Annotated in this window: 10 protein-coding genes and 1 pseudogene; 3 read left to right on the top strand and 8 right to left on the bottom strand. The window is 67.3% G+C overall.

Going from position 1 to position 14,716, the window contains the following annotated elements; genetic code table 11:
- From rpoB to CYU59_RS08930, 3 genes are all read right to left on the bottom strand, one after another.
- A partial coding sequence (rpoB, locus tag CYU59_RS08940) for a DNA-directed RNA polymerase subunit beta (protein WP_292988347.1) occupies positions 1-2,439 on the bottom strand: 2,439 nt, incomplete at its 3' end.
- 353 nt (positions 2,440-2,792) lie between these two features.
- A complete protein-coding gene (locus tag CYU59_RS08935; protein ID WP_292988345.1) occupies positions 2,793-3,869 on the bottom strand; it encodes an ATP-binding cassette domain-containing protein in 1,077 nt (358 codons plus the stop codon).
- A gap of 88 nt (positions 3,870-3,957) precedes the next feature.
- Positions 3,958-5,472: a carotenoid oxygenase family protein gene (locus CYU59_RS08930; RefSeq protein WP_292988343.1), complete on the bottom strand. Its 1,515-nt coding sequence runs from the start codon at positions 5,470-5,472 to the stop codon at positions 3,958-3,960.
- Positions 5,473-5,541: 69 nt separating this feature from the next.
- On the opposite strand from CYU59_RS08930, the gene CYU59_RS08925 reads away from it, so the two are divergent.
- Complete coding sequence (locus CYU59_RS08925) at positions 5,542-6,219, top strand: TetR/AcrR family transcriptional regulator (protein ID WP_292988355.1); 678 nt, start codon at positions 5,542-5,544, stop codon at positions 6,217-6,219.
- A 51-nt stretch (positions 6,220-6,270) separates the two neighbouring features.
- On the opposite strand, the gene rplL is transcribed toward CYU59_RS08925, so the two are convergent.
- From rplL to CYU59_RS08900, 5 genes are all read right to left on the bottom strand, one after another.
- Positions 6,271-6,663, bottom strand: coding sequence for a 50S ribosomal protein L7/L12 (gene rplL, locus CYU59_RS08920; protein WP_292988341.1), 393 nt, complete (start codon positions 6,661-6,663; stop codon positions 6,271-6,273).
- A 30-nt stretch (positions 6,664-6,693) separates the two neighbouring features.
- Positions 6,694-7,329 carry a 50S ribosomal protein L10 gene (gene rplJ / locus CYU59_RS08915; RefSeq protein WP_292988339.1) on the bottom strand — a complete coding sequence of 212 codons (636 nt, stop codon included), beginning with the start codon at positions 7,327-7,329 and terminating at the stop codon, positions 6,694-6,696.
- A 250-nt stretch (positions 7,330-7,579) separates the two neighbouring features.
- Positions 7,580-7,930 (bottom strand): hypothetical protein, encoded by a 351-nt coding sequence (locus tag CYU59_RS08910; RefSeq protein ID WP_292988337.1) that lies wholly within the window; start codon positions 7,928-7,930, stop codon positions 7,580-7,582.
- A gap of 82 nt (positions 7,931-8,012) precedes the next feature.
- The gene (locus tag CYU59_RS08905) at positions 8,013-8,924 is read right to left on the bottom strand and encodes an ROK family protein (protein WP_292988335.1); all 912 of its coding nucleotides are present in this window, start codon (positions 8,922-8,924) and stop codon (positions 8,013-8,015) included.
- A gap of 7 nt (positions 8,925-8,931) precedes the next feature.
- The gene (locus CYU59_RS08900) at positions 8,932-13,116 is read right to left on the bottom strand and encodes an NEW3 domain-containing protein (RefSeq protein WP_292988333.1); all 4,185 of its coding nucleotides are present in this window, start codon (positions 13,114-13,116) and stop codon (positions 8,932-8,934) included.
- Between the two features lie 70 nt (positions 13,117-13,186).
- On the opposite strand from CYU59_RS08900, the gene CYU59_RS08895 reads away from it, so the two are divergent.
- Both CYU59_RS08895 and CYU59_RS08890 read left to right on the top strand, forming a co-directional pair.
- A complete protein-coding gene (locus CYU59_RS08895; protein ID WP_292988331.1) occupies positions 13,187-13,807 on the top strand; it encodes a DinB family protein in 621 nt (206 codons plus the stop codon).
- Positions 13,794-14,706: pseudogene (locus tag CYU59_RS08890) on the top strand (alpha/beta fold hydrolase). Before CYU59_RS08895 ends, CYU59_RS08890 begins: the two are co-directional and overlap by 14 nt.
- The last annotated feature ends 10 nt before the right edge of the window (positions 14,707-14,716 follow it).

Here is a 14,716-nt window from a genome sequence, read left to right as displayed (position 1 = left end):
CTCACCCTTCGGGGTGACCTTGCCGACCAGGATGTCGCCGTCGCGGACCTCGGCGCCGATGCGGACGATGCCGCGCTCGTCGAGGTCAGCCAGCACCTCGTCGGAGACGTTCGGGATGTCCCGCGTGATCTCCTCGGCACCCAGCTTGGTGTCGCGGGCGTCGATCTCGTGCTCTTCGATGTGAATCGAGGTGAGCACGTCCTCTTCAACCAGACGGTTGGACAGGATGATCGCGTCCTCGTAGTTGTGGCCCTCCCACGGCATGATCGCGACCAGCAGGTTCTTGCCCAGCGCCATCTCACCGTTGTCGGTGCACGGCCCGTCGGCGATGACCTGACCGGACTCGACCCGCTCGCCGGCGTCCACGATCGGACGCTGGTTGGCGCACGTGCCGTGGTTGGACCGGGCAAACTTACGCATCCGGTAGGTGTGCCGGGTGCCGTCGTCGGCCATCACGGTGATGTAGTCGGCGGACACCTCCTCGATCACACCGGCCTTGTCGGCGACGACGACATCGCCGGCGTCGATCGCGGCGCGCAGCTCCATGCCGGTACCCACCAGCGGTGCCTCGCTACGTACCAGCGGAACCGCCTGGCGCTGCATGTTGGCACCCATCAGGGCACGGTTGGCGTCGTCGTGCTCGAGGAACGGGATCATCGCGGTGGCCACCGAGACCATCTGCCGCGGTGAGACGTCCATGTAGTCGACCTCGGCCGACGACACGTACTCGACCTCGCCACCCTTGCGTCGGACCAGCACGCGGTCCTCTTCGAAGCGGCCGTCGTCGTCGATCGGCGAGTTGGCCTGGGCGACGACGTGACGGTCTTCCTCGTCAGCGGTCAGGTACTGGATCGTGTCGGTCACCACGCCCTCGGTCACCTTGCGGTACGGCGTCTCGATGAACCCGAACGGGTTGACCCGCGCGTACACCGACAGCGAACCGATCAGACCGATGTTCGGGCCTTCCGGCGTCTCGATCGGACACATCCGGCCGTAGTGGCTGGAGTGCACGTCACGAACCTCGAGGCCGGCGCGCTCACGGGACAGACCACCGGGGCCCAGCGCCGACAGACGACGCTTGTGGGTCAGACCCGACAGCGGGTTGTTCTGGTCCATGAACTGCGACAGCTGGCTGGTGCCGAAGAACTCCTTGATCGCGGCAACCACCGGACGGATGTTGATCAGGGTCTGCGGCGTGATCGCCTCGACGTCCTGAGTCGTCATCCGCTCGCGGACCACACGCTCCATCCGGGACATACCGACCCGGATCTGGTTCTGGATCAGCTCGCCGACCGTGCGCAGACGACGGTTACCGAAGTGGTCGATGTCGTCGGTCTCGACCGGCACCTCGACGCCGCCGGGGACGGTCATGACAGCGGCCTGGCCAGTCTGCGCGGCTTCGTGCAGACGCACCAGGTACTCGACGGTCGCGACGACGTCTTCCTCGGTCAACGTGGTCGACGTGGTCTCGGCCGGGGTGGCGCTCAAGCCGAGCTTCTTGTTGATCTTGTAGCGACCGACGCGGGCCAGGTCGTAGCGCTTCTCCTTGAAGAACAGGTTCTCCAGCAGGGTCTGCGCGGACTCCTTGGTCGGCGGCTCGCCCGGACGCAGCCGGCGGTAGATCTCCAGCAACGCCTCGTCGGAGTTCTGGGTGGGGTCGCGCTCGAGGGTCTGCATCATGATCTCGGAGAAGCCGAAGCGCTCGCGGATCTGCTCGTTGCTCCAGCCCAGCGCCTTGAGCAGCACGGTGACGGCCTGGCGACGCTTGCGGTCGATGCGGACACCGACGGTGTCGCGCTTGTCGATGTCGAACTCCAGCCACGCACCGCGGCTCGGGATCACCTTGACGCTGTGCAGCACCTTCTCGGTGGACTTGTCGATGGTGTCGTCGAAGTACACACCGGGCGACCGGACCAGCTGGCTGACCACCACGCGCTCGGTGCCGTTGATGATGAACGTGCCCTTCTCCGTCATCATCGGGAAGTCACCCATGAACACCGTCTGGCTCTTGATCTCGCCGGTGTTGTTGTTGATGAACTCCGCGGTGACGAACAGCGGGGCCGCGTACGTCATGTCCTTGTCTTTGCACTCGTCGACGGGTGCTTTGACCTCGTCGAATCGTGGGTCGGAGAAGGACAGCGACATGGAACCCGAGAAGTCCTCGATCGGGGACAGCTCTTCGAGCACCTCCTCGAGGCCGCCCTTGGGGGCGGACTCGCCACGCTCGATCGCGCGCTCGCGCCAGCTTTCCCGACCGATGAGCCACTCGAACGAGTCGGTCTGAACGTCAAGCAGCCCGGGAACCTCGAGAGGCTCGCGCAGTTTGGCGAAAGAGACGCGGTCGGGAGCACCGGGTACGGAGCTGTTGGAGATCGAACTTTGAGGGGTTTTCTTGCTCTGGCGGGAGACTGCCAAGATGCATTCCTTCCAGCACCTCATGCGACGTGCGATCCGGAGGCCACCGGAACCGTCTGTCGCTATGACTTTGTTCGGTTCGGCTGGCGAACGATCTGTCCGTTCTCACGCACGCAGCTAATTCGCTGTATCAGCGATAGCTCAAGCTAAGACCACGGTGTCGTGTGGCGGGTGTGAGGTGGGCAGGAGGCAGCCAGCGCAACGTCCAACAATAGCGCAGGACGGCGCATTCCTCAACTACCGTGCTCGGGGGTATCGGCGCTGGCTGGCGAGTCGAAATTCCCGTGCATTCATTCTGCCCAACAGAGTGACCCCTTGGGGGGCTTCAGTCAAGAGGTGACGCACCTTGGCTGTGGAACAACTCCTTTTCGATTCGGCTATCCACGTTGGGTAGGAATTGACGCTGTGTCGGCCTCGTCGCGGTGTCGCGATTGCTGATTGTCGTCGTAGCTCTTGTTCTTCGCGTTTTCGTTCTTGTCGTTCTCGAACGACTCGAGGATCGCCTCTTGGGCGTCCTTGGGCAGCAGGTGCAGGTTCTCCCGCACTCGGTCCTGGCGGCGCTTGGCTCCCTTGCGCTCCGGCATTCCCGGGGTTGCCGAGATCTGCGGCGGCACGCCTTCGACTTCGTCGGTGCCACCGTCGTGGTGGCCGGCCTCGATGTGGGCCTGCTCCTCGGCCATGGTGGCCTCGTCCTTTTCCTCCGACATACCGATCGGGCCGATACGGCGACCGTTGAGGAATTGGCGCACCACCGGCTCGTCGCTGGTCAGCAGCACCTCGCGCGGGCCGAACATGACCAGCTTGCGGCGGAACAGCATGCCCATGTTGTCGGGCACGGTGCGGGCGATGTTGATGTTGTGCGTCACGATCAGGATCGTGCAGTCGATCTGGGCGTTGATGTCGATCAGCAACTGCGACAGGTACGCCGTACGGACGGGGTCCAAACCGGAGTCCGGCTCGTCACAGAGAATGATCTGCGGGTCCAGTACCAGCGAGCGGGCCAGGCCGGCACGCTTGCGCATACCACCGGAGATCTCACCGGGGAACTTCTTCTCATCCCCGCCGAGACCCACCATCTCCAGCTTCTCCATGACGACGTCACGGATCTCGCCTTCCTTCTTCTTGGTGTGCTCACGCAACGGGAAGGCGGTGTTGTCGTAGAGGTTCATCGACCCGAACAGCGCGCCGTCCTGGAACATGACGCCGAACAGGGTGCGAATGTCGTAGAGCTCTTTGGCCGAACACTCGGTGATGTCGGTGCCGTCCACGATGATCGAGCCGCGCTCTGGCCGCAGCAAACCGATCAGCGACTTCAAGAAGACGGACTTACCCGTACCGGACGGTCCCAGCAGAACACTGACTTCGCCCTCTGGAATCGACATCGTGACGTCTTCCCAGATTCGCTGGGATCCGAAGGACTTCGTCAATCCTTCTACCTGAATACCGATGCCCACGCGAAACCCTCCCGCTGATGTTGCTGATCGCAGCCCAAGCCCAGCTTGTGGCTTGAGTCACTGTAGCGCACAGGGGGGTCGATTTTGCTTAGTCCTGCGGCGCCCAGTTTCCGTGAAATCCCATCGGTACCCGTTGCGGTAAATGGACCGTCGCCACTGATTCGCATGTTTGCGCATCGAGCAGCAGCAGCTGGCCTTCGCCGCGTCCACGGTGGTATCCGTAACCGATCAGGATTCCGTCGTCTTCAGACAAGCTAGCCGAACCGGCGGCCGGGCGCGGGACGAACGACATCTCACCGATCAGCAGTTCGGGGTCGAGCGGTGCCACCATGCTCGATCCAGCGGCAAAGTCGTGCTTGTAAAGGGCCGAGGACATTTGCGATCTGCCTGAGTCCACATAGCCCCCGTCGAGGCCGACGGTGTAGCCGAACCGGTGCTTACTGCCCAGCAATGTCTCGTTGATCCGTGGGAACTCCTGCGAGCGGTCGTCGAGACGCTCGCTGGACACCGCGCCGGTGGCCAGGTCGATCGTCCACCGGTCCAGGGTGGGCGCGACCTCGCCCGGCCCGCGCCGGTCGCGGTCGAACATCCGCTCGTAGCGCACCACGTCGAGCACCAGCACCTCGTGGCCGTCGCGCATTTCGGAGTAGGCGTTGAGCGGGTGGTAGACGTAGCAGGGCTCGATCTCGAACCACCGCACGTCGCGATTGTCACCCTCACGCGGCATCACCCCGATCCGGGCCGGGTATTTCGGATTCCAGGCGTACGGCATCTGGTAGACGGGCTTCTCGCTGCGGTTGAACATCGCCGCGATGGGCCCGGGTACGGGAACCTGCCCGACCACGGCGTCGGCCACGATCTGCGCCGGGCGCCGCATCCACCGGGGCATCTTCTTCGGCAGCACCTGCATCGGGTCGAGCGTCACCGGCAGGTCGTAGATCACGACGTACTTATCGGTCAGCGAGAAGTCGTGCATCATCGGCGACCCCGACACCTCGATGTCGACCGTGCGACGGGCATGGCCGTTGGTGCCGATCACCGAATACTGCACCGATTTGCCGCGCGCAAAGGAATAGGACACCGCGTGCAGCTCACCGGTGCGCGGGTCGCGATGCGGGTGCGCCGCGTAGCCGCCGGCGAGGGTGCCGTCGAAATCGCACGCCCCGACGGTGTCGAGGTCGTCGGTGAGCTCGTAGTTGGCCACCCCTCCTTCGACCAGCGCCAGCGTCTTGCCCGCATGTGCCAGCACGTTGGTGTTGGCCCCGAGCGCTTGCATACCGGCCCTGAGGTTGCGACTGCCCGCCGCGGGCTCCCCCAACACGTGGCGCACACCGGGACTGCGGACCCAGCGGTTGCGATACCAGTTGGCATTACCGCCCTGCAGCGAGACCCCGTGCACCATGCCGTCACCGGTGAACCAGTGATAGGTGGCCGGGTCTACCTCGGCGACCGGGTTGGGCCCGTTGCGCAGATAGCGCCCGTCGAGGAACTCGGGGATGTGACCGGTGACGGCCAGATCAGTCGCCGTCACCTCCCGGTCCACCGGGGCGAGGAAGTCGTGCAGATACGGGTTCGCTGGCGGCGTGCTGACGGTTGCGCTCACTTGGGCTCCTAGCTGCAATAACGCTGTTATTCCTCCGTTATACCGATGGCAGCGGGGGTGTGTCAAGATATTTCGGTGGCTCCATCTGCCGAACGCAACGTGCGCGACCAGTTGCTGGACGTTGCGGTCGACATCCTCAACCAGGACGGCCCGGACGGATTGCAGACCCGCAAGATCGCCAGCGCGGCGGGCACCTCGACGATGGCGGTGTACACCTACTTCAGCGGCATGCCGGGGCTGATCGCCGCGGTGGCCGAGGAGGGATTGCGGCAGTTCGACGCCGCGCTGACGATGCCGTCGACGTCAGACCCGGTCGCCGACCTGATGGCCACCGGCATCGCCTACCGCCGCTACGCCATCGAGCGTCCGCACATGTACCGCTTGATGTTCGGCAGCACCAGCGCCCACGGCATCAACGCGCCGGCTCACGACGTTCTGACCCTGGGCCTGGCCGAGATCAACGACCACTACCCCAGTTTCGCCCACGTCGTTCGCGGCGTGCATCGAGCGATGCAGGCCGGGCGAATCAACGGCTCACCCGATGACGACGCCGCCGTGGTGGCGACGGCCGCGCAGTTCTGGGCGGCCATCCACGGCTTCGTCATGCTGGAGCTGGCCGGCTCCTACGGCGCGCAGGGCAACGCCGTCGGGCCGGTGCTCGCCGCGCTCACTTCGAACCTGCTTGTCGCGCTGGGTGACTCGCCGGAGCAGGTACGGCAGTCACAGCTGGCATCGGTCCAGCGCTAGATACACGAAACCCCCGGAACCTGTCCGGCTCCGGGGGCTTTCGCGAATCGACTACTTGACGGTGACGCTGGCGCCGGCGGCCTCGAGCTTGGCCTTGGCTTCTTCGGCGGCCTCCTTGGGGGCCTTCTCCAGCACAGCCTTCGGCGCGCCGTCGACGAGGTCCTTGGCCTCCTTCAGGCCCAGGCCCGAGACGATCTCACGCACGACCTTGATGACGCCGATCTTCTTGTCACCGGCAGCCTCGAGGATGACGTCGAATTCCGACTGCTCCTCGGCGGCCTCGGCGGGCGCACCACCGGCGGCGGGGCCGGCGGCTGCGACGGCGACCGGAGCGGCCGCGGTGACCTCGAAGGTCTCTTCGAACTTCTTCACGAACTCCGAGAGCTCCAGCAAGGTGAGTTCCTTGAAGGCGTCGAGCAGTTCGTCAGTGGAGAGCTTGGACATGTGGTGGGTCCTTCCTGGGTGTTACGGGGTTTATTCGGTGGTTTCGGCGGGTGATTCCGCAGGTGCTTCGGTCGACTCCGCGGCGGGGGCATCGGCCTCTGCTGCGGGGGCTTCGGCGGGAGCCGCCGCCTCGGCCGGTGCCGCGGGCTCTTCGGCGGCGCGCTTCTCTTGCAACGCGAGGGCGAGCCTGGCCACCTGCGAGGCGGGCGCGTTGAACAGCCCGGCCGCCTTGGACAGGTTGGCCTTCATGGCGCCGGCCAGCTTGGCCAACAGCACCTCGCGCGATTCCAGATCGGCGATGCGCTCGACTTCGGAGACGGTCAGCGCGCGGCCGTCCATGTAGCCGCCCTTGATGACCAGCGCCTTGTGGTCCTTGGCGAACTTCTTGATCGCCTTGGCGGCGTCGACGGCCTCGCCGCTGACGAACGCGATCGCGGTCGGTCCGACGAACAGCTCGTCGAGGCCTTCCACGCCGGCCTCCGACGCGGCGCGCTTGATCAGGGTGTTCTTGGCGACGGAGTAGGTCGCGGAACCCTTGAGCGAGCGGCGCAGTTCGGCCAGGTTTGCGACCGTCAGACCGCGATACTCGGTGATCACGGTCGCCGTTGAGCTCTTGAACTGCTCAGCGATGTCTGCAACGGCGGTGGCCTTGTCAGCCTGTGCCATGCATTCCTCCTTGGGTTCTGGGCCGTCGCTCGACGACCCGCTGGCCCGGAAACGACGAACGCCCCGACGCAGGAAGCGGTCGGGGCGTGATGTTTCCCTTGGCTCGCGCCAACGAAGGTTTGCCTCGTCCTCCTGCGTGGGCCGCCCGGACATTCCCGGACCTTCAACCGATTGCTCGGTGACCGACGGTCTTCGGTGGATCGCCGCCCACCATACAGTGAGCGGTCGTCATCAGGCAAAACGGCCGTCCTCATCCGGTATCCCTCATTCCGGAAGGCTCCGCACGTCCCGGAGCGGGTGTCGGTTTGCCCGCCTCTGAGCGAATTGCCTCGGCCCGCAGCGCGAGCTCACGTTGCCTGATCCGATGCTCGGTGCCCCGCGGCATCTCGCCGGGACCGTAGACGCCGCGCCTGATGTGGCGGACTCGCCCGCGGCGACACTCCCATCGCAACGCGTCCGATACCGACTTGTTGGCCGGAGCATCGGCCGTGAACCCGTGCCGCGCCAACGCGTCGACAAGCTCGCGGATCGTTGCACGGCCGTGGCGCGCCAACTGCATCGAGAGGACGTAACGCAACTCGATACCCCGCAGCACGGTCATCGCAGCAACATCACACGGCGGTACGACATCCCCTCAATTCGCTCAGAGGCGGGCACATCGGTGCCCGGTCGGACGGTGTGACTCAGGTGACGGACGAGACCAGTGCGGCGGCGCCGATGAGTCCCGCATCGCCGCCCAGCGCAGCCGGCACCACCCGCAGTCCGCGGATGAAGCTCAACCCGGCATAGCCGGCCAGCGCCGCCCGTAACGGGTCGAACAGGACCGGGCCCGACCTCGCCACTCCCCCGCCGATGACGACCAGGTCGAGGTCGCACACCGCACCGACGGAGGCGATCATCGCGGCGAGCGCGGTGGCACTTCGCTGAAATGCTCTCAGCGCCAACGGGTCACCGGCCGCGGCCGCGTGGCCGAGCGCGACTGCGTCGGCACCGGGCGGTCCGGCCCAGCCGTTGTCCAGCGCCCACCTGGTCATCCACGGTCCGGACGCGACGGTCTCGACGCAACCATGGCCGCCGCAGGGGCACGGCTGCCCGTCCAGTTCGACGACCACGTGGCCGACATGCCCCGCGTTGCCGGTCCGCCCCTGATAAGGCTTGCCGTCGAGCACCAAGCCGCCGCCCACGCCGGTCGAGACCACCATGCCCAGGACGAAGGGGGCGTCCCGGCCGGCGCCGCGCCAGTGCTCACCCAGCGCCATACAGACGGCGTCCCCGGCCAGCCGCACCGGCACGTCGGGCATCGCTTCCGCGACCCGATCGCGCAGCGGAAACCCTTGCCATGAGCCGACATTGACCGGGCTGACGGTCCCGGCGGCCAAGTCCACAGGTCCTGCGGAACCGACCCCGACCGCCCGGATGGCACCCTCGGCCACCGCGGATGCGTCGGCGATCATCCGCGCGATGACAGCCCAGACATGCTCTGCGTCAACACCTTTAGGGGTGGGCTCGACGGCTCGATGCACCAATTCACCTGCCGGGTCGACGAGTCCGACGGCGATCTTCGTGCCGCCGATGTCCAGCGCCAGGGTCAGCATCGGCGGGTCAACGAACCGTGAGCTTCACCGCGGGTGAGTACACAAGTTGCCCGGCGCAGCCCACCCGGATCAGCGCCCACCACTGGCCGGGCTGCACCCAGACCGGCGGGCGCACATCGAAGCCGATTTCAACGCGACCCCGAGCGGGCAGCACTGCACCCACGGCCGCCGGCCCGGTCCACTCCCATGTCCCCCACGGGCTGACCAGATGCGCCTGCAGGTTCAACTCGGCGCCCGCGTCGGTGCCGACCGTCACGGCGATCCGCGCCGACTCGCCCGCGGCCACCTCGACGTCGCTCGGCCCCTCGATCAGATACGCCAGGCCGTCGTCGGCCGCCCCGCCGACGGACACCACGCACACGTCCTCCACCACTTGCTGCCAGGAGGCGGGGACACCCGCACCGGCGAGCCGCAGCTGCGCCCGGATCGGGTACAGCCCCGGGCCGGTGTTCGGCGGGATGTGCACCGCGACATCGGTTTCCGAATGCGCGCCGGGCTGCAGTGCGACAGGCAGCTCGGCGGGGCTGGTCGACCAGCCCGGTGGGCTCAGCAGCGTCACGCTGCCACCGAGTGATGCGTCGGTGCAGTCGCTGGCGACGGTCAGCCGCAGCGCCACAACGCCATCCTCGGCGGCGACCCGATGCGGATGCAGGTGCGCGACGACGGGCAGTCCGCCCAGCGGGGCCGGTCCGTTGTTGTGCAGCCAGTAGCACGCGTAAAGCGGTTGAGCGGCTTCGGCATTCGGGCCCAGCGAGCTGGCGACGGATGTGACCCGGTGGGTCAGGTCGAACCGTGCCAGTTCAGTGCTGATCTGATAGCCCTGCAGCGCGGTCGACCGGCGGCCGCCAGGTTGATCCGGCCGCGGCGTCTCCAGCAGGTCTGCGGCACGGAGGTCGGAGAAGGTGCCCAGCGCCGAACGCACGACGGCGTCGACGTCGCGGCCGCTGGTCTCGACCAGCCGGATGGCCAGCGCGGCGGGATCGACCGATTGTGCGCTGTTGCGCGCCAGCGGGTTTCCCGCCGGTTTGAGCGCACCGACATGGACGCCGTCGACCGGATCGGCTTCCAGCAGCGACCCCGCGGCAGGCAGCGGGCCGGTTCCGCCGGGGCTGGCGGTGACGAGCATCGGCTCGGAGAACTCGGCGCTGCGCGCGGGGATGGCGGCGGCACGCCAGTCACCGTCACCGGCGGCCAGCGCGTAGTCGAAGGTGTGGGTCCAGTGTTGCAACTGGAAGCTGCAGCCGTCGGGGCCGGTGCGGCGCGGCTCGTCGATCCAGGCTCGCGACGGCCAGCCGGTGCATGACCGCATCAACGCGGAGTGCAGCGTGCCGTCGATGTCGACGGCGAAGCTCGGCACACCCCGGTTGAACAATGCGACCGTCCGAGATTCGTCGTGCTGCAGTCCAGTCGGCGCCTGTTGGTCGATCGAGATCTCGGCGTCGTCGAGGTCGGCGGCGACAGCGGCCACCTGCGCCGCGAGGTCGGCGTCATCCCGGGTGGCGATGACCAGCACCGGCAGCGCGAGCGGGTCACGCAGGTCCGCCCCGGGAATCCAGCCGTCGACGAGTGACGCCGTCGCCGGCACCCACACCAGGGCCCGGCCGGAGTGGGTCAGCTGCCGGTCGATCTCGGCGGCGTAGGCCGGGTCGGCGGTCGCCAGCATCGTCTTGGTGAATGCGTTCTGGCCCGGGCCACCAACCGCGACTCGGACGTCGGGCAGGTTGGAGTCGACGCCCAGGTAGCCGTACCGCGGCCGGTCGGCACCGCTGCACGTGGCGGTGACTCCCGCACGCGCCAGGGCCACCGTCAGCTTCCGGGCCAGCGGCCCGGACTCCGCCTCCGCCGGCACCACCACCTCGGCCACCGACAACGCCCGCACCCCGGTACGGTCGCGCACCCGCGCGGCCGACGACAGGCCAAACCAGCCGAACGCCGCGTTGTCCAGCGTCCACGGATGCCGCGCCGAATCGATTGGCTCAGACCCGTTGTGCAGCAACGCAAACCCCCGTCCGACGACGGCATCTCCGACTTCGCTGACCGGCATCGCGCCCGGTATCGGGCAGGGCCAGCGCAGGCGTAGCAGTTGGTCGGCGTCACGGAAGTCGTCGATGGTGGTCTGGCAGTCGACCCGGTCCACGCCGCGCCACAGGGTCAACGTCTGGGTGTAGCGGAGCAGGGTGCCGACCCGGCCGCGGACGGTGATCCGCTGGCCCACCGCGCTCTGCTCGGCGCTGACCTCGGCCACCGACTCCGACGAGCTGACGACGGCGCCGTTGGGCACCAGGTGCCATGGCCCTTCACCTTCGCGTGGGTGTGCCGCGTACTCCTGATAGACCGCCAGCTCGTTGCCCACCCGACCGGCCGCGATCAACTCGTGGCCCCCTCGCGTCAACGACGACACCCCGCCACCGCGCGCCGGATCGACCACCAGCCGGTAGTGGTCGTTTGCTATCTCGTTGCCGTACAACGGCTTCCATCGCGCATCGGCGCCGCCTTCGGAAACTCGATAGGCCCGCCAGCCCAGCGACGGCACGTCACGCGCCAGCCAGGTCAGCGTGTGGCCGGCGTCCTCGATCACCACGGGAAGCTCGATCCCGTCGGCGTCGACCAGCGACACCCCGGAACCGACCGGCTCGTCGAGATGCACGGTGGCGATATCAGTTCGGTTGCGCACCAGCGGGTTCCACACGATCAGCGATTCGCCTGCATCCACCGCCCCGGACAACACCGCCAGCGAGTTGTCCCGCGCGACGCGGCCCAGCTCCCACGCCTCCCGCCAGCCCGTCACCAGGTCCAGGTACACCTGGTCGGACTCCGAACCGGTGATCGCGTCGTGATGGGCGCCGTAGACCAGCTGCAGCCAGGCCTTGGCCAGCGCCGCCTGCGGATACTCGCTGCCCGAGAGCAGCGCGGCGAACACCGCGAACTTCTCGGCCGCCAAGACCGCGTGCTCGGCGGCGCGGTTGGCCTGCTTGGTGTCGATGTAGGACACATGACAACCGGTGTAGATCGGGTTCATGTCCCGGGTCTGCGGCGACGCTTCCCGGCCCCGGGCAGTCAATTCGGCCCGCACCGCGGCGAAGAATTCGTTCGGCAGCGCGCATACGAACCGCGGCCAGGTGTAGCGCTGCGCCCAGTCCCGGTGGATCTCGGTGACCCAGCGATTCGGTGGCGTGTAGTCGGTGCCCACCGGCAACAACACGTTTCGGGTCAGCGCCACCTTCTTCAGATCGTCGAACAGGCGGTAGGTGGCGTCCTCTGCGTCGGCGAGCGACGTCGACTCGTCCATCCACCAGCCGGCGGCATAGTGGGCGGGCATGTAATGAGTGAGCAATCCGCGGCCGGACGGGGAGACCCACTCGAATTCACTGGAGAACTGCATGCCCTCGACGCCGTCTTCGTTGTGCGTCGGGCCCCACTGGTGGTGCGGGCCCCGCGCCCATGCGCTGGACGTCAGACCCGCATCGGCGGCCATGCCGGGAAATTGCGGGTCGTGCCCGAATACGTCGAGCTGCCACGCGGTGGCCGGGTTGGCGCCCAGCACGTCACGTTGAAAACCGAAGCCGTGCACCAGGGTTCGGATCGTCGTTTCCGGGTGGACCAGGTTGGTGCTCGGCTCGTTGTAGGTGCCGCCCATGATCTCGACGCGACCGTCGGCAATCAGCCGGCGCAGTTCGGCGCGGCGCTGCGGATGGGTGTCCCAGAACGGCTTGAGGTAGTCGACCTCGGCGAGGACGAACTTGTATTCCGGTTCCTGGCGCGCTCTTTCGAGGTGCATCGCGATCAACTCGAAAGCGTTGGTCTGCCGGCACCGCCCGGGCGGGTCCTCGGTCCACAGGCTGGTGTAGGCACCCTGGGTGTTCCACCACACCGGGTCGTAGTGGAAGTGACTGACCATGAACATGGTCCAGCCGGGCTCGGCGACGACGAAGTCGAACGACACCGAGCTCGAACCGGCGTGTACCGAAGCCGGGCGCCGCTGCCCGATCACCGGATGCTCGACCGTGACCGGCACCTCGACCGTGCATTGGCCGTCGGCCGGCCGCGCCTCAGCTGAGCCGTGCAGCCCGTCGCCGTCGACGCGAACCCGCACCGGCGCGGTGACCCCGTCCAGCGTCACCCGAGCCAGCTGCACCGGCGTGTCCGCCGGGCCCACGAAAAGCTCCGTCGACTCCGCCGAAATCACCTGCATTCCCGCACCCTACGACTTCGTGGAGGCACCGGGGTGAAAGGCTTGAGACACGTTGCCGAAAGGACCGCCGATGCCTGCTCTCGCCTCGCCCGTCGCCGACGAACGTGGCGCACTGCGCGAGTACCTCTCCTACCATCAGGGCGCGTTCTTCGCGGTGGCCTACGGCCTGACCGACGAGCAGGCCCGGACCCGTCCGACGGCCAGCGAACTGTCCGTCGGCGGGCTGATCAAGCACGTGACCTGCATGCAGCGCACCTGGATGTCGCGGGTGGCCGCGGCGCCGGACGCGCCGCCGAAAGATCCCCGATCGTTCGACGAGATCGCCAAGGATTTCGCCGATCAGCACGTCATGCGCGACGACGAGACGCTGGAACAGCTGATCCACGAGTTCACCAAGGAGAACGCTACAGCGCTGAGACTGGTCGAGACGGCCGACCTGGACGCGAAAGTACCTGTGCCGCAGGATATCCCGTGGTTCCCCAAAGGCATCAAGGACTGGTCGGTGCGGTGGGTGATCCTGCACGTGATCAACGAGCTGACCCGGCACTCCGGCCACGCGGACATCATCCGCGAAAGCATCGACGGCGCCACCATGTACGAGCTGCTGGCCGCACTGGAGGGCTGGTCGATCGACGGATTCGTTCAGCCTTGGAAACCTGAGCAAGCCGGGCAGCCTGGTGCAGACGCGTAGCGGACGCGCCGGCAGCGGCGCCGTCGAGCTGTATTACGAAGACCTCGGCAACAGCGAGGACCCCGCCGTCCTGCTGATCATGGGCCTGGGCGCCCAGTTGCCGATGTGGCCGGACGGCTTCTGTGCCCGGCTGGTGGAACAGGGCTATCGGGTGATCCGCTTCGACCATCGCGACACCGGGCTGTCGGCCAAGATGCACGGGATGCGGGCCCAGGGGCTCGGTGTACCGGCGGGTCGGGCGTTACCTGGTCGGCCGGCGCAGCCAGGTGCCGTACACGCTCGAGGACATGGCGGCCGACGTGGTCGCGCTGCTCGACCACCTCGACATCCCCAGGGCACATGTGGTCGGCGCCTCGATGGGCGGCATGATCGCGCAAATCCTGGCCGCCACCGAGCCGGCCCGGGTCGCATCGCTGGCCATCGTCATGTCCACCACCGGCAAACCGTTCTCCCGGCTGCCGGCGTGGCGGGTGATTCGGCTGGCGTTCAACGCGCCCGGCGACGGCGCGACCGACGACGAGAAGCTCGCGTTCGAGGTCCGCAATGTCGCGGTGTTCAACGGCCCCAACTTCCTGCCGCCCGAGGCCGACCTGCGCCGCCGCGTCGCAGAGCTCGCTGAGCGGTCCACTTATCCGCCCGGCGTGCTGCGCCAGTTCGACGCCGTGTTGGGCAACGGCAGCCTGTTGCGCTTCAGCAGGTCGATCGCCGCGCCGACGGTGGTGCTGCACGGCTCGCACGACCCGATGCTGCGTCCGCGCAACGGCCGGGCCGTCGCCGCGGCCATCCCCGGTGCCCGGTACGTGGTGATCGACGGTATGGGCCACGACCTCCCCGAACCGGTGTGGCGGCCGATCGTCGAAACGTTGACCGAGAACTTTGCCAGAGCCGTACGAGCGTGAGCGGGCTCAC

It is taken from the genome of Mycobacterium sp., assembly GCF_002863225.1.
In the GTDB taxonomy this organism is placed as follows: Bacteria; Actinomycetota; Actinomycetes; order Mycobacteriales; family Mycobacteriaceae; genus Mycobacterium.
Note: the sequence above shows the minus strand (reverse complement) of the source record. Positions and strands in the feature narration are given on the sequence as shown.

Coding starts and splice junctions, on each gene's coding strand:
- rplL (WP_292988341.1), bottom strand. CDS start 6,663: ATGTCCAAGCTCTCCACTGACGAACTGCTCGACGCCTTCAAGGAACTC.
- rplJ (WP_292988339.1), bottom strand. CDS start 7,329: ATGGCACAGGCTGACAAGGCCACCGCCGTTGCAGACATCGCTGAGCAG.
- CYU59_RS08910 (WP_292988337.1), bottom strand. CDS start 7,930: ATGACCGTGCTGCGGGGTATCGAGTTGCGTTACGTCCTCTCGATGCAG.
- CYU59_RS08905 (WP_292988335.1), bottom strand. CDS start 8,924: ATGCTGACCCTGGCGCTGGACATCGGCGGCACGAAGATCGCCGTCGGA.
- CYU59_RS08900 (WP_292988333.1), bottom strand. CDS start 13,116: ATGCAGGTGATTTCGGCGGAGTCGACGGAGCTTTTCGTGGGCCCGGCG.
- CYU59_RS08895 (WP_292988331.1), top strand. CDS start 13,187: ATGCCTGCTCTCGCCTCGCCCGTCGCCGACGAACGTGGCGCACTGCGC.